This is a genomic window from Rhodopseudomonas parapalustris (genome assembly GCF_053772255.1).
This window is the reverse complement of the sequence record NZ_JAMKBZ010000032.1, coordinates 18,873-41,170: the sequence shown is the minus strand read 5'-3', so window position 1 is coordinate 41,170 and position 22,298 is coordinate 18,873. Positions and strand designations below refer to the sequence as shown.

The following is a 22,298-nucleotide window of genomic DNA, read 5'->3' as shown; positions in this document are numbered from 1 at the left end:
GGTTAATTGTTGGTAAAGGTAGCTTTCTACAGAGCACTTCCCCGTAGTTCTCATAGGCTGATCGGTATCCATCGGGCGAATCGGGGGGGACCAATGGAGATTCCTACGCCGATGTGCAGAGCCTGCGGGGTCGATCGCGAGCTGATCGAGATCGAACACGCCAATGCGTCGTTCGACGTGCCGCATTATCGCTGCCCGATCTGCAACGACACGCTGCGGCTGGCGGTCCGCCACGACGATACGCCTGAGCAGGGCAATAATCTGGGCTGAGGTTGCGCAGGGCGGAAGGTCGGATTTGATCAGAGCCTCTGGTCGCGCGCGTCCTGGGTTTCTTCCGACGCTGCTTTGGTGGCCGCCGACGCCACGCCCTTCTTGCTGGCGATCGCGATCGCCTTGCGGCCTGAGATTTCGTGGCCGGCGTCGTCCGGCATCTGCCAGAAGAAGTACGCTGACAGCGCTGCCAGGACTGCGACGACCACGAAGGCCGGACCGAAATCGCCGGCGCTGAGCTCGGTGACGTGGCGCAGCGCCATCGTGGTCTCCACCGAGAACGCGCCGATCGCCACGCCGGCGGAGATCGCGAGCTGCTGGCCGACGCTGACCAGCGTGGTCGCCCGGCTCATCTGCGCCTGCTCGACTTCGGCATAGGCGACGGTGTTGATCGCGGTGAATTGCAGGGAGCGGAAGAAGCCGCCGACCACCAGAATGATCATGATCAGCAGCAGCGGGGTGCCGGGGGTGAACAGCGCGCAGGCGGCCAGAAACACCGAGCTGACCACGGCGTTCACCGTCATGATGTTGCGGAAGCCGAAGGTGCGGATGATCCGTGCCGCCAGTGTCTTCATCCCGATCGCGCCGACCGCGGAGGCGAAAGTGACGAGACCGGAGTGAAACGGCGACAGGCCGAAACCGATCTGCATCAACAGCGGCAGCAGGAAGGGCAGCGCGCCGATGCCAAGCCGGAACAGGAAGCCGCCGACCAGGCTGGAGCGCAGCGTCGTCAGGCGCAGCAGCGAGAAGTCCAGCACCGGCGCCGGCACCCGGCGGGCGTGGAACACGTACAGCGTCATCGCGATCGCGCCGACGCCGATCAGCGCCACCACGACGGTCCACGGCAGCAGATTGAGGCCGGCGACCGACAGGCCGAAAGCGATACCGGCGACGCCGATCCCGGCCAGCACCAACCCCCACAAGTCGAACTTTTCGAGGTGGTCGCTGCGGATCGGATCGATGTAGCGCAGCGCCATCGCGATCCCGATCAGGCCGATCGGAATGTTGATCAGGAAGATCCAGTGCCAGGAGAAGTACGTGGTGATGAAGCCGCCGAGCGGCGGGCCGATTACCGGCCCGATCAGCGCCGGTACCGTCACCCAGGCCATCGCACCAACTAGCGCGCTCTTGTCGATCGAGCGCAGCAGTACCAGCCGGCCGACCGGCGTCATCATCGCGCCGCCGATACCCTGGACGATGCGGGCGATGACGAAATCGGTGATTGAGCTCGACAACGCGCAGCCGATCGAGCCGACCATGAACACCGCAATCGCGATCGAGAACACGGTGCGGGCGCCGAACCGGTCGGCGGTCCAGCCCGACGCCGGAATGAACACCGCCAGCGACAAGAGATACGAGGTGATCGCCAGCTTCAGCGTCAGCGGCGAGGTGCCGATGTCGGCCGCGATCGCCGGCAGCGAGGTGGCGATCACGGTGGCGTCCATGTTTTCCATGAACAGCGCGGCGGCCACGATCAGCGGGATGACTCGGTCTTTGTTCATGGGTGATTTCGGACGAGGGAAGGGCGCCCGGGCTGTAGCACCGTGCCGCGGCTCCCGCTATTGCGGAGCTTGCGCCGATACTTAAATCCTCCGTGACCGACGCATGTTTCTTTGAGCGGAATACGCTCGCGGGGACGTGGCGAAGGAGACGGATGTGGGCGGTACCAGGACTGGTTCCGCGACGGAGATTGGCCGATGATCTACCTGCTCGCTGCGTTCCTGCCGCCGCTCGGCCTGTTGTTCAACGGCCAGCCGCTGTCGGCGGTGTTCAACCTCGTGCTGCTGGTGGTGTGCATCGTCCTCGGGCTGATCTTCCATCCGCTGCTGGTGATTCCGTCGCTGCACGCCTTGTTCGCGGTGCGGATGGAGCGCGAAAAGCGGATGCACCGCGAGGTCGTCGAGGCTATCCGCGAACACGGCGTTCCGCCGGGCTATCGGCGCTGAGGGACGCGCCGCGACGGTCTCCATGGCGCCTGCAACGCCGGAATGGTGCCAGGAGATCACCGGCGATGAGCAGCGTGCTGGTGACCCGCCGACACGGATACTCTTGAGGCTTTCCGCGATGCCGTTGCCGAAATCACTGAAGTTGCGGTGATTTTCGGCTCGCCGGCGGCGGAGTGAGGAATGTCTGGGGAGCGGGGCGGGGCTGTTGTCCTTGCCTCTTTGATTCGTCATATCCCCATGCTATCGACCACCGCCAACCCTACCGACGGGCTCGATTCGACGGTGCCGCACCCAGCGGCGCCGAACGTGCCTCCCGTCCCCGCAAAATCGAGCGCGGCCTTCGGCGCCGCTGAACGGAGTTGGCCATGGCGTCAGTGAGCGCATCCCCGCAATTTATCGAAGCTCTCACCTTCGACGACGTACTGCTGAAGCCGGGCCTGTCGGACGTGCTGCCGTCCGAGGTCGACATCCGCTCGCGCATCACTCGCGCGATCCCGCTCAACATCCCGATCATCGCCTCGGCGATGGACACGGTCACCGAAGCCCGGATGGCCATCGCGATGGCGCAGGCCGGCGGCATCGGCGTGATCCATCGTAACTTCGATCCTGAAGGGCAGGCCGCGCAGGTCCGCCAGGTCAAGAAGTTCGAGTCCGGCATGGTGGTGAACCCGCTGACCATCAGTCCCGACGCCAAGTTGGCCGACGCGCTGGCGTTGATGAATCAGTACGGCTTCTCCGGCATTCCGGTGGTCACCGGCGCCCAGGGCCACGGCCCCGGCAAGCTGGTCGGCATCCTCACCAACCGCGACGTGCGCTTCGCCACCGATCCGGCGCAGAAGGTCTCGGAGCTGATGACGCACGAGAACCTCGTCACCGTGCGCGAAGGCGTCAGCCAGGGCGAAGCCAAGAAGCTGCTGCATCAGCACCGCATCGAGAAGCTGCTGGTGGTCGACGAGCAATATCGCTGCGTCGGCCTGATCACCGTAAAGGACATGGAGAAGGCGGTCGCGCACCCGCTCGCCAGCAAGGACGCGCAGGGCCGGCTCCGCGTCGCCGCCGCGACCACGGTGGGCGAGGGCGGTTATGAGCGGACCGAGCGGCTGATTGAAGCGGGCGTCGACGTCGTTGTGGTCGATACTGCGCACGGCCATTCGGCCCGCGTGCTCGACGCAGTCACCCGCATCAAGCGGATCTCCAACGAGGTGCAGGTCATCGCCGGCAACATCGCCACCCGCGACGGCGCCCAGGCGCTGATCGATTCCGGTGCCGATGCAGTCAAGGTCGGCATCGGCCCGGGTTCGATCTGCACGACACGCATCGTCGCCGGCGTCGGCGTGCCGCAGCTCACCGCCATCATGGACGCGGTGGAAGCGGCCAAGAAGGCCGGCGTCCCGGTGATCGCCGACGGCGGCATCAAGTACTCGGGCGACCTCGCCAAGGCGCTCGCCGCCGGCGCAGATATTGCGATGGTCGGCTCGCTGCTCGCCGGCACCGACGAGACTCCCGGCGAAGTGTTCCTGTGGCAGGGCCGTTCCTACAAGGCGTATCGCGGCATGGGCTCGGTCGGCGCGATGGCACGCGGCTCGGCCGATCGTTACTTCCAGCAGGACATCAAGGACACGCTGAAGCTGGTGCCGGAAGGCATCGAGGGCCAGGTGCCGTACAAGGGCCCGGTCGGCAACGTCGTGCATCAGCTCGCCGGCGGCCTGCGCGCCGCGATGGGTTATGTCGGCGCAAAGGATCTCGGCGAATTCCACACCAAGGCGCAATTCGTCCGCATCACCGGCGCGGGCCTGCGCGAAAGCCACGTCCACGACGTCACCATCACCCGCGAAAGCCCGAACTATCCGGGCGGGGTGTGAGGCGACTGACTTAAGTAACAACCTCTCCACAGTCATTCCGGGTCGCGCGTGAAACGTGCGCCCCGGAATGACGAGCGTCAGGCTGTCTGCACAGCCTGCCGCAGTTGGCGAATGCTGTGGGGTCGCCTACAGTCGCGGCCCTGACGACAAACGAACATCAAAAAAGGAAACGAAATGTCCAAGGGTCAGCGCATCGTTCTCGCCTCGCGTCCGGTCGGCGAGCCGACGCCGCAGAATTTCCGCCTCGAAGAGTTCGACGTTCCGGCGCCCGGCGAGGGGCAGGTGCTGCTGCGGACGATCTGGCTGTCGCTCGATCCGTATATGCGCGGCCGGATGAGCGATGGGCCGTCCTACGCGCAGCCGGTTCCGGTCGGCGGTGTGATGGAAGGCGGAACGGTCTGTGAAGTGATCGACAGCAAGAGCCCCGCCTTCGCCAAGGGCGATATCGTGCTGGCGCATTCGGGCTGGGCGACGCATGCGATCGCCGACGCCAAGCCGCTGCGCAAGATCGATCCGGCGCTCGGCCCGATCTCGACCGCGGTCGGCGTGCTCGGCATGCCGGGGATGACCGCGTACACCGGCCTCCTGGACATCGGCCAGCCGAAGGAAGGCGAGACCGTGGTGGTTGCCGCGGCCTCCGGCGCGGTCGGCTCGGCGGTGGGGCAGATCGCGAAAGTGAAGGGCGCGCGCGCGATCGGCATCGCCGGCGGCAAGGCCAAATGCGACTACGTAAAGACTGAGCTCGGCTTCGACGATTGCCTCGATCACCGCGATCCCGATCTCGCCGCCAAGCTGAAGGCGACGTGCCCGAACGGCATCGATGTGTATTTCGAGAATGTCGGCGGCGAAGTGTTCGAGGCGGTGTTCCCGCTGTTCAACAGCTTCGCCCGCATGCCGGTGTGCGGCCTGATCGCGCAGTACAACGCGTTCGAGACGCCGCCGACTCCGAAATGGGCGACAGCTTTGATGCGCCATGTGCTGACCAAGCGCCTGACCATCCGCGGCTTCATCGTCAGTGATTTCGCCGGCCGCCGCCAGGAGTTCCTGCGCGACATGTCGCAGTGGGTGCGCGACGGCAAGGTAAAGTACAAGGAGTTCGTCACCGAGGGCGTCGAGAGCGCGCCGGAGGCGTTCATCGGTCTGCTCAAGGGCGCGAATTTCGGCAAGCAGCTCGTCCGCGTCGGGCCGGACAAGGCGTAATCGGAAGCGCCGCGTGGCGGAGCCCCGGCATCGCCGGGACTCTGCCTTGCGGCGGTTCGATTGTCTTCGGCGGGGGCGGCGGCTATAGCGGAGCCGGAAAGCGTCGGACCGACAGTGCCCTTGCGCAGGTCGTGCCCATGTTGTGACGCCGCTCGGCGCGTTGCGCGCCCTGGACCCGATTGAAAGCTCCGCATGACCCCCGCCGCACGGCTGTCCGCAGCCATCGACTTGATTTCGACCATCGACAGCCAGCGCATTCCCGCCGCCAAGGCGCTGAAAGAGTGGGGCACCGCGCATCGCTACGCTGGCTCGGGGGATCGCTCGGCGATCGCCGGCTTGGTGTGGGACGTGTTGCGCCGACGGGCATCCAGCGCGTTCATTATGGATTCCGATACCGCCCGCGCCCGGGTGCTGGGCATGCTGAAGCTGGAGCGCGGCATGACGGCCGAGGCGATCGCGGCGCTGTGCGACGGTAGCCGGTTCGCGCCGGAGCCGCTGAGCGATGCCGAACACGCCGCGCTGTCGACGCGGACGTTGGACGGCGCGCCGCCGCATATCGCCGGCGACTACCCGGAATGGCTCGACGGCGCGCTTGCCGAGATGTTCGGCGAGGCCCGCGTCGCCGAGGCAGCGGCGATGGCCAGCCGGGCGCCGCTCGATCTGCGGGTCAACACGCTGAAAGCATCGCGCGACAAGGAGCTGACCTCGCTCGCCCATCTGGGCGCCAAGCTGGCGCCGTGGTCGCCGTGGGGGCTGCGGATCGAGCTGCCGGCCGATGCCCGCAACCCCGGCGTGCAGGCCGAGCCGGATTTCATCAAGGGCGCGGTCGAGGTGCAGGACGAGGGCTCGCAGCTCGCGGCGCTGTTGTCGGCCGCGAGGCCCGGCGAGCAGGTGATCGACCTCTGCGCCGGCGCCGGCGGCAAGACCCTGGCGCTGGCCGCGATGATGCAGGGCAAGGGCCTGCTGATCGCCACCGACGGCGACAAGCGCCAGCTCGCCCCGATCCACGAGCGGCTGTCGCGCGCCGGCGTGCACAATGCCGAGGTGAGGGCGCCGAAGGGCGACGCCGATCCGCTGGCCGACATCAAGGGCAGCGCCGATCTGGTGCTGGTCGACGCGCCGTGCACCGGCACCGGCACCTGGCGTCGCAACCCGGACGCGAAATGGCGGATGCGCCCCGGCGCGCTGGAAATCCGCCTCAAGGACCAAGCCGAGGTGCTGGCGCGCGCCGCGAGGCTGGTCAAGCCCGGCGGCCGCATCGCCTACGTCACCTGCTCGGTGCTGGCGTCCGAAAATACCGGCCAGGTGCTGGCATTTACCGCCGCCCATCCGGAGTTCGCCGTCGTCCCGCCGGCCGAGGTCGCGGCTGCGCTGTGGGACAAGGCCGAGCTGTTCCTGGCCGCCGCCTGGACCGCTCCCGAAGGCCTGCTGATGACCCCGCGCCGCACCGGCACCGACGGTTTTTTCGTCAGCGTGCTGAAGCGCCAGGGCTGAACCGGGCAGGGTACGGCGCTTTTGTTTTGAGTACGGGACCGCCCCGAGCTCGGCGCGCTCCCTCTCCCGCGCGCGGGAGAGGGCTGGGGTGAGGGTGCCCCAGGCACAGTGTGCTCCCTCGCCCCGCCCTTGCGGGGAGAGGGGTGGGGTGAGGGGCGCTGCGGGCACTGAGTCTCGGCCTTGCGGAGGCGCCCCCTCACCCGACCCGGCTTCGCTGCGCTCCGCCGGGCCGACCTCTCCCCGCCCGCGGGGAGAGGTTGCGCTGTGCATGGGGAGAGGTCAGGGGACGCTGCCGCTCATCCTGTTTTCCCCGTTGCGAGCCGGGCTGCGGTCGCGTATCTGCTGCCCATGACAGCCCCCAGCACATCCTCCGCTTCGTCCGTCGTCCCCTCTGGCGCCGACACCTCGCCGCACGTCGCTGCGATCCACGAGAAGATCCTGATCGTCGACTTCGGCTCGCAGGTCACCCAGCTGATCGCCCGCCGCGTCCGCGAGGAGGGCGTGTATTCCGAGATCGTGCCGTTCCAGAAGGCGGAGGCCGCCTTCGCCGAGATGAAGCCGAAAGCCGTGATCCTGTCCGGCGGCCCGGCCTCGGTGCTGGACGACAATGCGCCCAGCGCCCCGATGGCGATCTTGGAGGCCGGCGTGCCGGTGCTCGGCATCTGCTACGGCGAACAGACGCTGGCCAAGCAGCTCGGCGGCACCGTCGAGGGCGGCCACCACCGCGAATTCGGCCGCGCCCAGATCGAGATCACCGACGACTGCGCGCTGTTCGACGGCGTCTGGCAGAAGGGCGGCAAATACGACGTCTGGATGAGCCATGGCGATCGCGTCACCAAGCTGCCGGCAGGTTTCCGCGCGGTGGCGCAGGCGCCGGGATCGCCGATCTCGGTGATCGCCGACGACACCCGCAAGTTCTACGCGATGCAGTTCCACCCCGAGGTGGTGCACACGCCCGACGGCGCCAAGCTGCTCCGCAATTTCGTCCGCAAGGTCGCTGGGCTGACCGGCGACTGGACGATGCGCGCCTTCCGCGAGGAAGCGATCGAGAAAATCCGCGCCCAGGTCGGCAGCGGCAAGGTGATCTGCGGCCTGTCCGGCGGCGTCGACTCCGCGGTGGCGGCGGTGCTGATCCATGAAGCGATCGGCGATCAGCTCACTTGCGTGTTCGTCGACCACGGCCTGCTCCGCAAGGACGAGGGCAAGAGCGTCGTCGACCTGTTCCGCCACCACTACAACATCCCGCTGGTGCACGTGGATGTGTCCGAGACCTTCCTCGGCGCGCTGAAGGGCGTCACCGATCCGGAGCAGAAGCGCAAGACCATCGGCAAACTGTTCATCGACGTGTTCGAGGCCGAAGCCAGACGCGTCGGCGGCGCCGACTTCCTGGCGCAGGGTACGCTGTACCCGGACGTGATCGAGAGCGTGTCGTTCACTGGCGGCCCGTCGGTGACGATCAAGTCGCATCACAACGTCGGCGGCTTGCCCGAACGCATGAACATGAAGCTGGTCGAGCCGCTCCGCGAGCTGTTCAAGGACGAAGTCCGCGCGCTCGGCCGAGAGCTCGGGCTGCCCGACGTGTTCGTCGGCCGCCATCCGTTCCCGGGCCCCGGCCTCGCGATCCGCTGCCCCGGCGAGATCACCGAGGAGAAGCTCGAAATCCTGCGCAATGCGGATGCGGTGTACATCGACCAGATCCGCAAGGCGGGCCTCTACGATGTCATCTGGCAGGCGTTCGCCGTGCTGCTCCCGGTCCGCAGCGTCGGCGTGATGGGCGACGGCCGCACCTACGACTACGTCGTCGGCCTGCGCGCCGTGACGTCCACCGACGGCATGACCGCCGACTTCTACCCGTTCGAGATGGCCTTCCTCGGCGCCACCGCGACGCGGATCATCAACGAGGTCAAGGGCGTCAACCGCGTGGTGTACGACGTGACGTCGAAGCCGCCGGGGACGATTGAGTGGGAATGATTTTGACCCTCCCGCCCGTATCCAAAGCTTCGCCGCGATACGCCGTAATGCTCTGATAAATAAAGATAAATAGTCGCCAGCTATCGCTGCCTATCGCCGGGCAGCGCTTCGAATTGGCGTCCCCCGTGACGGGCCGTGCCAATATTGATCAGCCGAAAAATCCGGAGTACCGTCAGACCAAACGAGGCTCTTGACGGTACTTTTTTGGCCCTAAGCATCTGAAATCGAAGCACGTTTTCCGCCGAGACCCGCCCAAAACCGCATGACGGTACTCATTTGAGGTGGCGGAAATGCTGACAGACGCTGCAATCAAGGCTCTTCGACCCCAGAGCAAGATCTACAAGGTCTCCGATCGCGACGGCATGTATGTGCGTGTCATGCCGTCGGGCGCGATTTCCTTCCGGCTCGACTACCGACTAAATGGCCGTCGGGAAACCGTCTACCTGGGGAAGTATGGCCGCGACGGCATCTCGCTCGCCCGCGCCCGCGAGCTTTGCATGGATGCGAGGCGGGCGGTGAGCGAAGGACGCTCGCCCGCTATCGAGAAGCAGCGGGAGAAGCGGCGGATCAAGGAGGCCAAGAGTTTTGGGGAGTTCGGCGAGAAGTGGCTCGTCAACTCCCCGATGGCTGACAGCACGCGGGCCATGCGGCGTTCGATCTTCGAGCGCGAGCTGCTCCCTGTTTGGCGCAATCGCCTCCTCACTGAGATCACCCCTGACGATTTGCGCGCCCATTGCGTCAAGATCGTCGATCGCGGTGCGCCGGCGACAGCAATCCACGTCCGGGACATCCTCAAGCAGATCTACGGATTCGCCATCCTGCATGGCGAGAAGGTCGCAAACCCGGCCGACGATGTCGAGCCCGCGTCGATCGCGACGTTTGCGCCGAAGGATCGCTCGCTGTCGCCCACCGAGATCCGGATCATGCTCAGTCAGCTCGAGAACGTCGCGACGCTCCCAACAATCCGGCTCGGGATGAAGCTGTATCTGCTGACGATGGTGCGCAAGAGCGAGCTGCAGGATGCCACCTGGGACGAGGTCGATTTCGAGAACGCAGTCTGGACAATCCCGAAGGAGCGCATGAAGCGATCCAAGGCGCACAACGTCTATCTGTCGCGCCAGACCCTCGATATCATGATTGCGCTCAAGACATGCGCCGGCAACTCTCGATATCTGCTGCCGTCTCGATACGACGCCGATGCGCCGATGTCGCGCGCAACGTTCAATCGCGTTACCTATGCGGTCGTCGAGCAGGCCAAGAAGGAAGGACTGCCGTTGGAGCCTTTCACCGTCCATGACCTGCGGCGCACGGGATCGACGCTGCTGAACGAATTTGGCTTCAACAGCGACTGGATCGAGAAGTGCTTGGCGCACGAAGACGGACGATCGTCGCGTGGCGTCTACAACAAGGCGGAATACGAAGTGCAGCGTCGCCACATGATGCAGGAATGGTCCGACATCGTCGACGCCTGGGTGGAAGGGCGGAAGCGCGCTGCGGTTCTTACGCCTCCTTCGATGCCGCTTCTGGAGCCCGACCCCGCGCTTTGACCGGGCGGGCTTTGCGAAGGGTCACGTCGGGGTGCTTGGCGCGAGGAGCAGGCGAGGCGCGACGAGCCGCAATCCATGCTTCGACTTCGCCGAGATTCCAGACGATGCAGCGCGGCGTGAGAGCAAAACGCCGCGGAAATTCGCCGCGCTGCTCCATCTCGTAGATCGTGCTGTCGGCAAGCGGCACAATCTCGCGCAACTGACTGCGACGAATGGTTCGTGAATTGAGTCCCTCAACCTTGTTCGACATTCGCATCCTCCGCCGCTATCGGCTTGGAAGAATGGAACGCGATAGGCTTCGAAAGAAAGGCTTATCCAGCCGTCGTGGTAGAGTAGCGTGCTGCGGCGTTGAATTGGGATAGTAGCAACACCGGGAAGAAAACCCTCGGATGTGCTTGGCCGCAATACCACCGTTGCCGTGCTGTATCAGAGTGAGAGTACGGGCCGGTTCGGCCGTGACGGGATAAGGTCGGGAGAGAGGCTTCCGGCGCCCGTCGCGGAGAACCGCGATGTCCAGGCAGACCCCACGCGAGCGCGCTGGCGAAGGCCGTGCCAATCTCTATACCGAAATCACCGACAAGATCATTGCCGAGCTGGAGGCGGGCCGCGTCCCCTGGGTCCAGCCGTGGGGAACAGCTGACGCGCGAGCGCCGTTGGTGATGCCGCGCAACGCTGCAACCCAGCGCCGCTATTCCGGTATCAACGTCTTGATCCTGTGGGGCGCGGTGATCGAAGGCGGCTTTGCCGGCCAGAGCTGGCTCACATTCCGGCAGGCGCTCAGCCTGGGCGGTCATGTCCGAAAGGGTGAGCGCGGAACGACGGTCGTTTACGCAGATCGGTTTACTCCGGAGGACGAGCGGCGCCGAGCGGCCGAGACAGGCGAGGCGGTGGGCACGATCCCGTTTCTGAAGCGGTTCACGGTCTTCAATACCGACCAGTGCGAAGGACTTCCCGACGTGGTCACCACCACCATTGTTCCGCCGCCACCGTCCGAGGTCGAACCGCAGGCTGAGGCTTTGATCGCGTCAACCGGTGCCGACTTTCGCATTGGAGGCGGTCGCGCCTACTACAGCACGAAGGACGATTTCGTGCAGGTGCCGCCGCAGGCGGCGTATTTCGAGCCGGTCAATTGGCACCGCACAGCGTTTCATGAGCTTGGACATTGGACAGGCCACGCTTCGCGTCTTGCCCGCGACCATTCCGGTTCGTTCGGCTCGAAATCCTATGCCCGCGAAGAACTCGTTGCCGAGATGGCCGGTGCCTTTGTCTGCGCATCGCTCGGCATCGTGCCGACCGTGCGTCATGTCGACTACATCGGCTCGTGGCTCGACGTACTGCGCGAGGACAACCGCGCGGTGGTGCGCGCAGCGAGTGCGGCGTCGAAAGCGGCGGATTTTCTGCTGGCGTTTGCACCATCGGACTTGGAGGTTGGTGCTGATGCACGTGAAGAAGCGACGTCACTAAACTCCTCCGCCCCGTCTTCCGTGCTGTCCGTGTGAGAGTGAGAGGAGTGCCGGGTCTTCCGTGACGGGTTGCAGGTCGAGAGAAAGGCTCTCGGCCGCCCGTCGCGGAGATACGAACATGGCGTCAGTTCAGAAGATCAAGCTCAGCCCGTCGCGGGACATTCCCTTCAACAAGCTGGTCTTGAGCCAGTCCAACGTTCGCCGCGTCAAGGCGGGCGTTTCGATCGAGCAATTGGCGGAGAGCATCGCGCAACGCACGCTGTTGCAGAGCCTCAGCGTGCGAGCGGTGATCGGCGCCGACGGTCAAGAAACTGGGATGTACGAGGTCCCGGCGGGCGGGCGGCGCTACCGCGCGCTCGAATTGTTGGTCAAGCAGAAGAGGATGGCGAAGACGCAGCCGGTGCCCTGCGTCGTCCGCTGCGACGGCCTCGCCGAGGACGACTCGCTCGCAGAGAACGACGAGCGGATCGGATTGCACCCGCTCGACCAGTTCCGCGCCTTCAAGGCGCTTCATGACGGCGGCATGAGCGAGGAAGACATCGCCGCCCGTCACTTCGTAACGGCGGCGACCGTCAAGCAACGGCTGCGCCTGGCTTCGGTGTCCCCCCGTCTCCTCGACGTCTACGCCGACGATGGCATGACGCTGGAGCAGTTGATGGCGTTTTCCGTCACCGCCGACCAGGCGCGGCAGGAGCAGGTCTGGGACATCGTCAGCCGCTCCCATCTCGACCAGCCCTATCAGATCCGCCGGATGCTCACGGAAAGCAGCATCCGCGCCTCCGATCGGCGGGTCCAATTTGTCGGGCTTGAGGCTTACGAGCAAGCGGGCGGCACCGTCCTGCGCGATCTATTCGAGCACGATGACGGCGGCTGGCTGCAGGACGTGCAACTGCTGGACCGGCTGGTGATCGAGAAGCTGCAAATGGACGCCGAGACGATCGCTGCCGAGGGCTGGAAATGGATCTCGGTGGCGGTCAACTTCCCCTATGGCCACACCGATTGTCTGCGCGAATTGCACGGCACTCCGGTCGAAATGACCGAAGACGAGCAGGCCGCTGAGGCCGCGCTCCGGGCGGAATACGACAAGCTCGAAGCCGACTACGCCGAGGCGGACGAACTGCCGGACGGGATTGATGAGCGGCTCGGCGAGATCGAGACCGCATTGTCGGCTTTCGACACCCGGCCGATGCGCTACGACCCGGCCGACATTGCCCGCGCCGGAGCTTTCGTCAGCCTCGATCAGGACGGCAGACTGGCGGTCGATCGCGGTTATGTGCGGCCGGAGGACGAGGCGCCGGTGAGTGATGATCCGGAGTTGGAAAAGTCGTCGAGCGAACAGCACCCGGACGACGACGGCGAGGTCTCGACGCCGCATTCCGTTATCACTGTCGGTGGGGCTCCATCTGGCGGGGAGGAGGATGAAGACGACGCGATCAAACCGTTGCCGGAGCGTCTCGTAGCCGAACTGACCGCGCATCGAACGCTGGCGCTGCGCAATGCGTTGGCCAAAGATCCGGCGATGGCCTTCACCGCGGTGCTGCACAATTTCGTGCTGGCGACGTTCTATCGGTTCGCGCCATCGAACGGCTGCCTGGAGATCGCCATCCGCACGCCGATCCTGCCGGCCCAGGCACCGGGTCTCAACGACAGCGCGTCGGCCAAGGCAATCGAGGCGCGCCACGACGCCTGGAAGCTGCGGTTACCGCGAGACGAAGGCGGCCTCTGGGATGCGCTGATCGGCTTTGATGCGGCCGAGCAATCAGCACTGTTCGCGCATTGCGCCTCGTTCGGCGTCAACGCGCTTTACGAGCCGGCGAACCGGTTCAACGAGGGTCGCGCTTCTGCGCGTGGCATTCGCCGCAGGCTGGAGCACGCTGATCTGTTCGCGCGCGCCGTCGATCTCGACATGGTCGCCGCGGGCTGGACCACCACCGTCGACAATTATCTCGGCCGGGTCACCAAACCGCGGATACTGGAAGCGGTGCGCGAAGCCAAGGGTGAAGCCGCGGTGCAGCTGATCGACCACCTCAAGAAACCCGAGATGGCACGGGAGGCGGAGCGTTTGCTGAATGGCAGCGACTGGCTGCCTGAACCGCTGCGGCTCGCGGAAGCTGAATCGGCCACGGTTGCGGGCGAAGACGAAGCCTTGCCGGAGTTTCTCGACGAACACGAGGACGAGCCGGTGGAGGATGAAGACGATCAGCCTGGTGTGATTGCGGCCGAATAACCGGCGAAGGGCGGGGCGGCGGGAGCTGCTCCGCCCTTTCTTCTGTGGGGCCGAGAGAGCGAGAGGGTGGCCGGGACGGGGGTGAGCCGGCGGGGCTGAGAGCGCGCGCCGCAGCTCGTCCCGATCTTGCTCTCCAAGGCTGTTGCCATGACCCGATTCCATTCCGCCGCGGCCGTGACCGCGTGCATGCGACTTCACGCGCTCAGCTCTCGTCCGCTTCGTGGTTGGCGCGCTGTTCGTGTTGCCGGCTTCTGTCGCAGGATATCAGCTCGCCGCCGGCATCGCTGATGTCGGAACGAACGCCAAATGGTGGCATGATGCATTCGCGTTGATCGGTGCGGTTGTCGTTGGCGGCACCGCATGGACGCGTCTGGCGACGTTGCAAGTACCATCGTCGGAGCGCTTACACGGTGAATCCTCCGCGTTGCGGCACGAGACGGCAAGGACCAGCAGCTGATTGCATGCTGCCCGGTATCGGCCGGCTATCCGCCGGGCGGATTCTCTCTTCGGCCTATTGAGCTTGTCGCGTGTCCTGCCTGATCGTATCTCGGACGGGCCGTTGGTCTGCGTTCTTTCGACGTCGAACCGACGGAGCGGCATGCGACATTGCTTTGGCACTCGGAATCGGGAGCGACCTGTCTGTACGCCATTGCCGTCGATCTTTCGCTCATCGCGGACAGCTTCTTGTCTGCGCCGATCAACGACTGGCACGTTCACCTGAATGCCGTTTGCGGGCGCGAGCACCTCGCCTCTCTCTGGCTTGATCTGGCCGAAGGCCGGCGATGCCTCGATCGCCTGGACCGCAATGGCTGAGGTCAGACTTTCTTCCCCTGGGCGGCCACCCCGCGAAAGGCGCGGGGGCCCGGCGCGCCCATTCCTCGCGAGGCAAGAAAGTCTGCCCGCCGCCATCCTCCGCTGCGCTTCGGCCCAAGCGGGTGCGGCGTCGATCGCCTTCGGCGTTCAGATCGCCATCGAGGCCGCGGTGGTCGCGGGGCTCGAAACAGCAAGGAGAAGTGACATGGCTAACATCGGCTCTTTCAAGAAGACTGGCGACGAGTTCCAGGGCGAGATCGTGACCCTCAGCCTTCAGACCAAGGGCGTCCGCATCGTTCCGGAGACCGACCGCGGCAACGAGAATGCACCGAGCCATCGGGTCTATGTCGGTCGCGCCGAGATCGGGGCCGCCTGGTCGAAGCGCTCCAGCGAAGGCCGCGACTACCTTTCGCTCAAGCTGGACGACCCGAGCTTCAACGCTCCGATCTTCGCCAATCTGTTCGACGACCAGGACGCCGACACCTACACGCTGATCTGGTCCCGCAGCCGCAAGCCGAACGGCGACTGATCAATCGCCCAGGCGCCTCGCTCCACGGAGCGGGGCGCTTCCGTTCGGCTAGGCAACTTCGCGCTTCTGTTGCAGCGGCGACAAACCTCCAACGCTCGCTAGACGGTCCATGTGGCCTTCGCAATCCTTCGCTAGTCTTTGTTCGCGGGTTTGCCATGGAGAGCCGGCTTCGCAGCGGATGATGACGGGCGCCGCAACAAGTCGGCAGCCTCCACACCAAGAACTCGCGCGATCCGGTCGACAACGTCGATGCCGGCGGCGTAGACGCATCGTTCGAGTGCACTGACATAGGTTCGATCAATGTCTGCCCGGTGAGCCAGCTCTTCCTGAGACAGTCCACGAGCTTGCCGATATTTTCTTAGATTGACTGCCAAGATCTCTCGTATCTCCATGGACGAGAGAGCATGGTCTTGTAGAGCATTTCACCACGGAGTATTCTCTACAAACGCTCCGCGGTATCTAGAATGCGGCTAAACCACGGCATAAAGTCTAGCGACCGCGTTCGCTGCCGAATTGTTTCTCGCAGGGTCCTTGATGCCCAATCCTCCGCTCGATCCCGATGTTGCCGACGAGGCTCCGACCGGCCCGGAGCTCACAGCCTATGATCAAGAGCATCTGGTTACTTATTTGCGCCTTCTCGATGCAAATGCCGAGGGCGCTGACTGGGAAGAGGTCGCGAGGATCGTTTTGCACATCGATCCCAGTCGTGAGCCGGAGCGCGCGCGCTGTGCGTTCGACAGTCATCTGGCGCGGGCCAAGTGGATGACTGCAAGCGGTTACCGGAATTTGCTGCGTCCTGGCAACACTAACTAATCCCGTCTTCCTCAACTCCGATACGAACAAAATTTCACCAAGATGTGGTCGTCAATCTACTACACTATAGGTTGCGTAGTGCCGAGTGTGCGTGGCGTGGGACCAATCCAGACTTGACGGTGCCATCTTCGCTCGCGTGGTAGGGGAACGACGCGATGTCTCAGTCTGATTGGCGATCACCTGCGAGCTACACCAGCGCCGAAGTGCTTGATCACACTGGCTTCGCGTGGGAATGCCTCCGGCGAAATCCCGACTATCGCCGTGACTTCCTAACCGTCTCCAAAGTCGCGCTCGATCCGAGTGCTGTCGCAGGGTTCAGAAAGCGATGGGGGCTTTCTTTTCGCCGCTGACCCGGCGCGCTCATCTTTAGAACAACCGATCTTTTGGGCGCCGGAAGTTTTGCCGACAATCGTGCCGATTGTCGGCCGCGAGGGCGATGTACCCGCTGCTGGGCTCAGTCTAAGCTTTCTGTCTACCGGCGAAATCCGTCACGCGACCGATGGATGGCACGTTCATTTGCGCGTGCGCGACTGCGAACACCGGCTCTGGCTGCGCCATCCGCCGGCGATCGGCGTGTCCTACGCGGCCGAACTGCCATTCGATCAGGACTTCGAGATTCGCGCCCATGCGGCACGAAGGTTGTGGCGCGCACTGCGCGGGCGGACACCTGGTCCTGCATTTCATGAGCTGTCCGCGCAACGACGGCGCCGGCTTGCGCTGGCGCTGCGCGCGCTCGATGCGCACTCCGATGGCAGCAGCTACCGGACCATTGCGACGGCTCTGTTCGGCGCAAAGAGCATTCCGGATCGTGCTTGGAAAACCCACGATCTGCGCAATCGCACCATCCGTTTGGTGCAAACCGGCGCCGCGCTGATGCGTGGCGGCTATCGCCAGTTGCTGCAGCAAGGCCGTCGCGGTAAGCGCGACGTCGAATGAGTGGCGGGTGCCGAAAATCGACCGCCTCGAAGTTCGGCATCCTCCCTGACAGGCCTCCTGCGCCATCGTGACCTCGGATGCGCCGCGACCTCCGCTGGCGCGCCACGAGATCACGGAGACTCTCGAATGGCCGATCCCAACGCCGGTCTACCGCCACGCTACCTGCGCACCCCCGAGGCTGCGCGATTCCTCGGCCTGTCTGGTCGAACGCTTGAGAAGCACCGCACCTACGGCACCGGTCCGACCTATCGCAAGATCGGCGGCCGGGTGGTCTATGCGCTCGACGATTTGCAGGCTTGGGCCAATCGCGGCGCCAAGACCTCCACCTCCGATCCGGGCGCGGGCTGCGTGCTGCCGGCCAAGCGGCATGCCGCGGTTGCGCCGGCCTATGCCGGCCCGAGCCGTCGCTGAACGTCACGCAGGGAGCACAGGCGATGCGACGCCGCCATTCCTCCGAGCGTGATCAGCTCGATCTCTTCCGTGCGCTGCCCGGTGATCTGTCGCCGCGCGATGCGCAGGACCTCATGGCGTATCCGTTCTTCTCGCTTGCCAAATCCAAGCGCATCGCGCCGATCGATTTTCGTGCGGGAAAGATCACCATCCGTGTCGAAGCCGTGCCGGAATACGGCATGGCGACGATCTGGGATGCTGACGTTCTGATCTGGGCCGCCTCGCAGATCGTCGAGGCCCGCGACGCTGGTTTAAAGACCTCACGGTTGATGGCGGCCACGCCTTACGAGATCCTCACCTTCGTCGGCCGGGGCACCAGTGCGCGCGACTACGACCGCCTGAAAGCCGCACTGGACCGGCTCCAGGCAACGACAATTCTGACGTCGATCCGTCAGCAACTCGAGCGCCGGCGGCACCGGTTTTCGTGGATCAACGAGTGGAAGGAGACCTCCGACCCGCACGGCCGCCCGCTCGGGTTGGAACTGATCCTGCCGGATTGGTTCTATGCCGCCGTGCTGGACGATGCGTTGGTTCTGACCATCGACCCGGCGTATTTCGGTCTGACCGGCGGGGTGGAGCGCTGGCTGTATCGGCTGGTCCGCAAGCATGGCGGTCGCCAGGCTGGCGGCTGGAGCTTCGACGTCGCTCATCTTCATGCCAAGTCCGGCAGCCTCTCGCCGCCCAAGCACTTCGCTTATGATCTGCGCGAGATCGTTCGCCGTCAGACGATCCCCGGCTACCGGCTGGTGATCGAGCGCGGATCGCGCGGTGACGAGCGGCTGCAATTCACCCCCATTCCTGCCAGTCCGATCGCGGCAGCGTGGCGTCGCCGCGGCGTCGCAACCGCGCCTGGGGATCGCCTGTGAATCCTCTCGTGCTATCGGGGACCGCAACCCTCGTGCGATCGGGGACCAAAACCTCGTGCTATCGGGGACCGGAATCGACCGAAACAGTTCGCCGTTCAATCGGTTGCAGCGCGCGTAACTTCTCTAACCAGCAATCCTTCGGATTGCTTCTAACGGACCGCTCGTTTCGGGACCGCGGCAAGGTAGATGTCAGCGATGCGATGAGCGTCCAGACGCCGTCAATGCCGATCACAAGGTTCGCGTCTCGGGAACATCTACGGTGCGGCACCAGAGGCCTACTCTCAGCGATCCCTTCAGCATTGGGAGGACGGCATGGATGATCTGACGCATGTCGAATTGGTCTGGCAGCAAAAGCGGATCGAAAACTGGATTCGCTTCGGCCTCATCGCGCACGAGCAAATTCTCGACCGCAGCCGGCGCATCGTGTCGTTCGCCCCCGGCAGCGTCTTCGCATTCGTTCGTTGGACGGCGAACAGCTTTGGCACCGTCGTCTCCAGGATCGACATCGTCAGAGCGGTTGCGGCAAACGAGCGCTACACCACGGTGCCGTTTGTGCGCCCCGGCGGCGAGATCCTGTTGCGGCAGTCGGGCTGGTCCAAGGTCGAACGGGTGCTGCAGATCGTCGATGCGGTCGAGGCGCTCGGCATCGCTCCGGCGGATGCTGCGCCCGACTATTGGCATCACGTCCATAATCGACTGTCGGTCAACGAAGAGCCGCGCGCCTATACGCGGTCCCGCCATCAGGTCTGGCAGAAACGCCGCAGGATTGCACCGTGACGGGCAGGGCGATGATCCTGGTTTTGACCGCTGTGGCGGCTGTCGCGCTCGCCGTCCCGCTCGTCGATCCGCCATTGAAGCGTTTCATCTGGAACGCGTCAGACAGCGTGCCGATCGGGCTGTATCGGCTGCGTCCGATCGGCCGACTGGCCGTCACTGATCTGGTCGTCGTTCTGCCGCCGCCTCCGCTTGCCGCGTTTCTCAGCGAGCGTGGCTATCTGCCGCGCGGCGTGCCGATGCTGAAGCGTGTGCTGGCGCTTCCCGGGCAAACCGTGTGCAGGACAGGTGTGATGGTCGCGGTCGACCAGATTGAACTCGGCGAGGCGCAGGACCTCGACAGCCGGGGCCGAGCCTTGCCGGTCTGGCAGGGCTGCCACGTCGTCGCGAGCGACGAAATCTTCCTGATCAATTGGCAGTCCGCGACTTCGTTCGATGGGCGCTATTTCGGTGTGCTCCCCACGACGGCGGTCGTCGCGCGTGCTGAGCCCGTCTGGACCGACGAGCAGGAGTGACGACCATCATGTGGATTCCCAGTGCGCACGCTGTTTGCCATCCGGTCAAGCACTCCAACGGCTCCTTTCTCCTTCCGGCCGGCATCCGCCTTGCGGTTGAGCAGGTCTTCGAAACGCTGCATCGATGCAGCCGACACACCGCCTCGTCATCGGACTCGAAACCGACCGTGCATCGGCCGGCCAGTTCCGCCGCAATGCTCATCATCGTCATTGCTGCAGCCTCAATGATCGGCTGTCGTGATGTATTGGCCGGGCCGCCGCTACCGATTGGGCGGTCCGATGATCGTTCGTCGGCTGCCCTGATCGCCGCAGCGGTCTTCGAGGCGGCAGACCGATTTGCGATTTCCGCGCACTGGATTCGTGCCGTGATGCATGCCGAAAGTAACAGCGATCCGCTTGCCCGCTCAGCAAAGGGCGCGATCGGCCTGATGCAGATCATGCCCCGCACCTGGGCCGAATTGCGCGCGCAGCACGGCCTTGGCGCCGATCCGTACGATGCGCGGGACAATATTCTGGCAGGCACGGCGTATCTTCGCCAACTGCTGGATCGCTACGGCGTCCCTGGTTTCCTGGCTGCCTATAATGCTGGTCCCGGACGTTACGAACAGCATTTGGCAACCGGAAAACCGTTGCCGGACGAGACCCAGGCTTACGTCGCGACGATCATGTCGAACACCGCCGGCATGTCACGGGTTGCGGTGTCGACCGTCGCGAAGCACGCAGTCGCCGGGGCGCGGTCGCCGCTGTTCGTCGATCGTTTGACGAGCCATTTGGTCGATCGTTCAGACTCCGTCGGCGTGCGATCGGGTCGCGGGGCGAAGGCACCGTTGAGGATCGCCCGATCGGACCTGGTGCCGCGATCGGCCGGCCTGTTCGCGTCCACCGTCATGCCGATTGGGTCGCAATGAGCGCATTCGCACTTTGCCTGAGTGCCTCGCGCGATATCGCAGGCAGGACGTGGTTGCGTCGCGGTCGGACAGGTCCCAGCGACAGATCGCCGCGGTAATCGGGCTTGGAGGGCCAGCGGCGATTGGGGCGGCCCTTGGCGGCTCGCCTGGTGGCGGCGATGGCGCGAAGATGCCTGCGTTGAACAAGCACCGCGGGAGGCAGAAAATGGAATATTTTGCCGGGCTGGACGTGTCGTTGGCGGAGACGTCGGTGTGTGTGGTCGATGAAAAGGGCGCCGTGATCATGACGAATTCGGTGGCCACCGAGCCGCAGGCTCTCGCCGATTTGCTGCGGCCTTATGCGGCACGGTTGCGGCGGGTCGGCCATGAAGCCGGGTCGTTGTCGCCCTGGCTGCATGCCGGGCTGCAGGCGCTCGGGCTGCCGGTTGTTTGCCTGGAAACCCGCCATGTCCGGGCCGCGATGGCGGCGCAGCGCAACAAGACCGACGCCAATGATGCGCTCGGGATTGCGCACATCATGCGCACCGGCTGGTTCCGGTCGGCGCATATGAAGAGCGAATCCAGCTATCGGTTGCGGCTATTGTTGATCCAGCGCCGCAACTTGAAGCGCAAGTTTCTCGACCTTGAAAACAGTATCCGGCATTCGCTCAAGGTGTTCGGCCTGCGCTTCGACCGGGTCGGGCGCGGCGGTTTCGAGGACGCGGTCCGCAAGGCCGTGAAGGGGGATTTGCTGACCGAAGCGCTGATCGAGTGCATGCTGCGGGCGCGCGCGGCGTTGTGGGCGGAATACCTCACCTTGAACAAGCTGGCGGTCAAGATCGTGATGCAGGATGAACTGTGCCGGCGGTTTTTGGCGATACCCGGCGTGGGGGCGGTGACCGCGCTCAATGTCGCCTGTGCGATCGACGATCCGGCCCGATTCCGGTGCTCGCGCGACGTCGCGGCGTATTTTGGCCTGACCTCGAAACGCTGGCAGTCTGGCACGTCGATCGACGTCAAGGGACGGATTAGCAAGGTCGGCGATGGCGATGTCCGACGGTCGCTGTACGAGGCAGCGACCGTCATGCTGAAGCGGTTCAAGGGCAAAGATGCGATCAAGAGCTGGGGTCTGAAGATCGCCAAGCGGCGTTGTCATGCCAAGGCGGCGGTCGCGGTGGCGCGCAAATTGGCGACGGTGATGCACGCGATGTGGCGCGATGGCACCTACTATCTCGGTGATCACGGCCTGTCGGATGCAGAGGCCGCGAGTTGGATGAAGGAGAAACTGGCGCGGGTGAATTACGCACGGAGCTGACGATTCCGTACGGCGAAACGACATGACAGACGCCCCCTCAATGCTGTGAGTTCCGCCCCGGCGGAAGAGGACTGATGCAGACCATTGGAAGACGGGAAGCACGATATCTTGCCTGTGGCTGGCGCAAAGCCGACCACGCTGGATCGCCTGTGATGTTGCCCCGTGAGTCCGACTGCACTATGCGCCGCGACGGTTCCAGTGCTGCCCCAGCGCAGCCGCAACAGCCCGTCAATGAGCGCGGAAGACTGCACGGCGCATCAGAACTCTTGATCGGTGTGGACTGGCGTATTGCGGCGAGCGACCGAATGGTTTTGAGTAGTAACAGGAGAGGACAGCGATGGCGAAAGCGATACGAGAGTCACAGCCGATTAAGACTGCGAGATAAAAGCGCCGACGTCCGTCGTGCTCATGTGGTTGGTT

The 22,298-nt window shown here is 64.6% G+C and carries 22 protein-coding genes; 19 read left to right on the top strand and 3 right to left on the bottom strand.

Features of this window, described 5'->3' with window-relative positions:
- Positions 1-93 precede the first annotated feature (93 nt).
- Positions 94-270, top strand: coding sequence for a hypothetical protein (locus M9H71_RS21435; RefSeq protein ID WP_455406925.1), 177 nt, complete (start codon positions 94-96; stop codon positions 268-270).
- Between the two features lie 29 nt (positions 271-299).
- Here M9H71_RS21435 and M9H71_RS21430 read toward each other — a convergent pair whose 3' ends face one another.
- A complete protein-coding gene (locus M9H71_RS21430; protein ID WP_455406924.1) occupies positions 300-1,772 on the bottom strand; it encodes a DHA2 family efflux MFS transporter permease subunit in 1,473 nt (490 codons plus the stop codon).
- A 195-nt stretch (positions 1,773-1,967) separates the two neighbouring features.
- Between M9H71_RS21430 and M9H71_RS21425 the strand changes: the two genes are divergently transcribed.
- The 6 genes from M9H71_RS21425 to M9H71_RS21400 all read left to right on the top strand — a co-directional run bounded on the left by M9H71_RS21425 (position 1,968) and on the right by M9H71_RS21400 (position 10,290).
- Entirely contained in the window at positions 1,968-2,216 is a 249-nt protein-coding gene (locus M9H71_RS21425; protein ID WP_455406923.1) for a hypothetical protein, read from the top strand.
- A 365-nt stretch (positions 2,217-2,581) separates the two neighbouring features.
- Positions 2,582-4,078: an IMP dehydrogenase gene (gene guaB / locus M9H71_RS21420; RefSeq protein ID WP_455406922.1), complete on the top strand. Its 1,497-nt coding sequence runs from the start codon at positions 2,582-2,584 to the stop codon at positions 4,076-4,078.
- Between the two features lie 174 nt (positions 4,079-4,252).
- The gene (locus tag M9H71_RS21415; protein WP_455406921.1) at positions 4,253-5,278 is read left to right on the top strand and encodes an NADP-dependent oxidoreductase; all 1,026 of its coding nucleotides are present in this window, start codon (positions 4,253-4,255) and stop codon (positions 5,276-5,278) included.
- A gap of 192 nt (positions 5,279-5,470) precedes the next feature.
- A complete protein-coding gene (locus tag M9H71_RS21410) occupies positions 5,471-6,772 on the top strand; it encodes an RsmB/NOP family class I SAM-dependent RNA methyltransferase (RefSeq protein ID WP_455406920.1) in 1,302 nt (433 codons plus the stop codon).
- 348 nt (positions 6,773-7,120) lie between these two features.
- On the top strand, positions 7,121-8,743 hold the full coding sequence (gene guaA, locus M9H71_RS21405) for a glutamine-hydrolyzing GMP synthase (protein ID WP_455406919.1): 1,623 nt from the start codon (positions 7,121-7,123) through the stop codon (positions 8,741-8,743).
- A 290-nt stretch (positions 8,744-9,033) separates the two neighbouring features.
- Positions 9,034-10,290 carry a tyrosine-type recombinase/integrase gene (locus tag M9H71_RS21400; protein ID WP_455406941.1) on the top strand — a complete coding sequence of 419 codons (1,257 nt, stop codon included), beginning with the start codon at positions 9,034-9,036 and terminating at the stop codon, positions 10,288-10,290.
- Here M9H71_RS21400 and M9H71_RS21395 read toward each other — a convergent pair.
- On the bottom strand, positions 10,244-10,540 hold the full coding sequence (locus tag M9H71_RS21395; protein WP_013503002.1) for an AlpA family phage regulatory protein: 297 nt from the start codon (positions 10,538-10,540) through the stop codon (positions 10,244-10,246). The genes M9H71_RS21400 and M9H71_RS21395 overlap by 47 nt on opposite strands.
- A gap of 259 nt (positions 10,541-10,799) precedes the next feature.
- Between M9H71_RS21395 and M9H71_RS21390 the strand changes: the two genes are divergently transcribed.
- The 3 genes from M9H71_RS21390 (at position 10,800) to M9H71_RS21380 (ending at position 15,322) form a co-directional block, all read left to right on the top strand.
- On the top strand, positions 10,800-11,789 hold the full coding sequence (locus tag M9H71_RS21390; protein ID WP_455406918.1) for an ArdC family protein: 990 nt from the start codon (positions 10,800-10,802) through the stop codon (positions 11,787-11,789).
- 82 nt (positions 11,790-11,871) lie between these two features.
- Positions 11,872-13,980, top strand: coding sequence for a ParB/RepB/Spo0J family partition protein (locus M9H71_RS21385; RefSeq protein WP_013503000.1), 2,109 nt, complete (start codon positions 11,872-11,874; stop codon positions 13,978-13,980).
- A gap of 1,018 nt (positions 13,981-14,998) precedes the next feature.
- Positions 14,999-15,322 carry a DUF736 domain-containing protein gene (locus M9H71_RS21380; RefSeq protein WP_455406917.1) on the top strand — a complete coding sequence of 108 codons (324 nt, stop codon included), beginning with the start codon at positions 14,999-15,001 and terminating at the stop codon, positions 15,320-15,322.
- Positions 15,323-15,453: 131 nt separating this feature from the next.
- Here the strand turns inward: M9H71_RS21380 and M9H71_RS21375 are convergent, their stop codons facing one another.
- Positions 15,454-15,714, bottom strand: coding sequence for a helix-turn-helix domain-containing protein (locus M9H71_RS21375; protein WP_455406916.1), 261 nt, complete (start codon positions 15,712-15,714; stop codon positions 15,454-15,456).
- A gap of 142 nt (positions 15,715-15,856) precedes the next feature.
- Between M9H71_RS21375 and M9H71_RS21370 the strand changes: the two genes are divergently transcribed.
- From M9H71_RS21370 to M9H71_RS21330, 9 genes are all read left to right on the top strand, one after another.
- Positions 15,857-16,135 (top strand): DNA -binding domain-containing protein, encoded by a 279-nt coding sequence (locus tag M9H71_RS21370; RefSeq protein ID WP_455406915.1) that lies wholly within the window; start codon positions 15,857-15,859, stop codon positions 16,133-16,135.
- Between the two features lie 155 nt (positions 16,136-16,290).
- On the top strand, positions 16,291-16,485 hold the full coding sequence (locus M9H71_RS21365) for a transcriptional regulator domain-containing protein (RefSeq protein WP_455406914.1): 195 nt from the start codon (positions 16,291-16,293) through the stop codon (positions 16,483-16,485).
- Entirely contained in the window at positions 16,436-17,071 is a 636-nt protein-coding gene (locus M9H71_RS21360; RefSeq protein WP_455406913.1) for a DUF2285 domain-containing protein, read from the top strand. Before M9H71_RS21365 ends, M9H71_RS21360 begins: the two co-directional genes overlap by 50 nt.
- Positions 17,072-17,197: 126 nt before the next feature.
- Positions 17,198-17,482 carry a helix-turn-helix transcriptional regulator gene (locus M9H71_RS21355; protein WP_455406912.1) on the top strand — a complete coding sequence of 95 codons (285 nt, stop codon included), beginning with the start codon at positions 17,198-17,200 and terminating at the stop codon, positions 17,480-17,482.
- A gap of 23 nt (positions 17,483-17,505) precedes the next feature.
- Positions 17,506-18,387: a replication initiator protein A gene (locus M9H71_RS21350; RefSeq protein ID WP_455406911.1), complete on the top strand. Its 882-nt coding sequence runs from the start codon at positions 17,506-17,508 to the stop codon at positions 18,385-18,387.
- Between the two features lie 312 nt (positions 18,388-18,699).
- Positions 18,700-19,164, top strand: a complete 465-nt coding sequence (locus tag M9H71_RS21345) for a DUF2840 domain-containing protein (RefSeq protein WP_455406910.1) — start codon at positions 18,700-18,702, stop codon at positions 19,162-19,164.
- Positions 19,161-19,676: a S26 family signal peptidase gene (locus M9H71_RS21340; RefSeq protein ID WP_455406909.1), complete on the top strand. Its 516-nt coding sequence runs from the start codon at positions 19,161-19,163 to the stop codon at positions 19,674-19,676. Before M9H71_RS21345 ends, M9H71_RS21340 begins: the two co-directional genes overlap by 4 nt.
- On the top strand, positions 19,673-20,584 hold the full coding sequence (locus M9H71_RS21335) for a lytic transglycosylase domain-containing protein (RefSeq protein WP_455406908.1): 912 nt from the start codon (positions 19,673-19,675) through the stop codon (positions 20,582-20,584). Before M9H71_RS21340 ends, M9H71_RS21335 begins: the two co-directional genes overlap by 4 nt.
- Positions 20,585-20,789: 205 nt before the next feature.
- Entirely contained in the window at positions 20,790-21,878 is a 1,089-nt protein-coding gene (locus tag M9H71_RS21330) for an IS110 family RNA-guided transposase (RefSeq protein ID WP_013502986.1), read from the top strand.
- Positions 21,879-22,298 lie beyond the last annotated feature (420 nt).

Coding starts and splice junctions, on each gene's coding strand:
- M9H71_RS21370 (WP_455406915.1), top strand. CDS start 15,857: ATGCCCAATCCTCCGCTCGATCCCGATGTTGCCGACGAGGCTCCGACC.
- M9H71_RS21365 (WP_455406914.1), top strand. CDS start 16,291: ATGTCTCAGTCTGATTGGCGATCACCTGCGAGCTACACCAGCGCCGAA.
- M9H71_RS21355 (WP_455406912.1), top strand. CDS start 17,198: ATGGCCGATCCCAACGCCGGTCTACCGCCACGCTACCTGCGCACCCCC.
- M9H71_RS21380 (WP_455406917.1), top strand. CDS start 14,999: ATGGCTAACATCGGCTCTTTCAAGAAGACTGGCGACGAGTTCCAGGGC.
- guaB (WP_455406922.1), top strand. CDS start 2,582: ATGGCGTCAGTGAGCGCATCCCCGCAATTTATCGAAGCTCTCACCTTC.
- M9H71_RS21410 (WP_455406920.1), top strand. CDS start 5,471: ATGACCCCCGCCGCACGGCTGTCCGCAGCCATCGACTTGATTTCGACC.
- M9H71_RS21400 (WP_455406941.1), top strand. CDS start 9,034: ATGCTGACAGACGCTGCAATCAAGGCTCTTCGACCCCAGAGCAAGATC.
- M9H71_RS21415 (WP_455406921.1), top strand. CDS start 4,253: ATGTCCAAGGGTCAGCGCATCGTTCTCGCCTCGCGTCCGGTCGGCGAG.
- M9H71_RS21425 (WP_455406923.1), top strand. CDS start 1,968: ATGATCTACCTGCTCGCTGCGTTCCTGCCGCCGCTCGGCCTGTTGTTC.
- M9H71_RS21330 (WP_013502986.1), top strand. CDS start 20,790: ATGGAATATTTTGCCGGGCTGGACGTGTCGTTGGCGGAGACGTCGGTG.
- M9H71_RS21395 (WP_013503002.1), bottom strand. CDS start 10,540: ATGTCGAACAAGGTTGAGGGACTCAATTCACGAACCATTCGTCGCAGT.
- M9H71_RS21345 (WP_455406910.1), top strand. CDS start 18,700: ATGGATGATCTGACGCATGTCGAATTGGTCTGGCAGCAAAAGCGGATC.
- M9H71_RS21375 (WP_455406916.1), bottom strand. CDS start 15,714: ATGGAGATACGAGAGATCTTGGCAGTCAATCTAAGAAAATATCGGCAA.
- M9H71_RS21350 (WP_455406911.1), top strand. CDS start 17,506: ATGCGACGCCGCCATTCCTCCGAGCGTGATCAGCTCGATCTCTTCCGT.
- M9H71_RS21430 (WP_455406924.1), bottom strand. CDS start 1,772: ATGAACAAAGACCGAGTCATCCCGCTGATCGTGGCCGCCGCGCTGTTC.
- guaA (WP_455406919.1), top strand. CDS start 7,121: ATGACAGCCCCCAGCACATCCTCCGCTTCGTCCGTCGTCCCCTCTGGC.
- M9H71_RS21435 (WP_455406925.1), top strand. CDS start 94: ATGGAGATTCCTACGCCGATGTGCAGAGCCTGCGGGGTCGATCGCGAG.
- M9H71_RS21390 (WP_455406918.1), top strand. CDS start 10,800: ATGTCCAGGCAGACCCCACGCGAGCGCGCTGGCGAAGGCCGTGCCAAT.
- M9H71_RS21385 (WP_013503000.1), top strand. CDS start 11,872: ATGGCGTCAGTTCAGAAGATCAAGCTCAGCCCGTCGCGGGACATTCCC.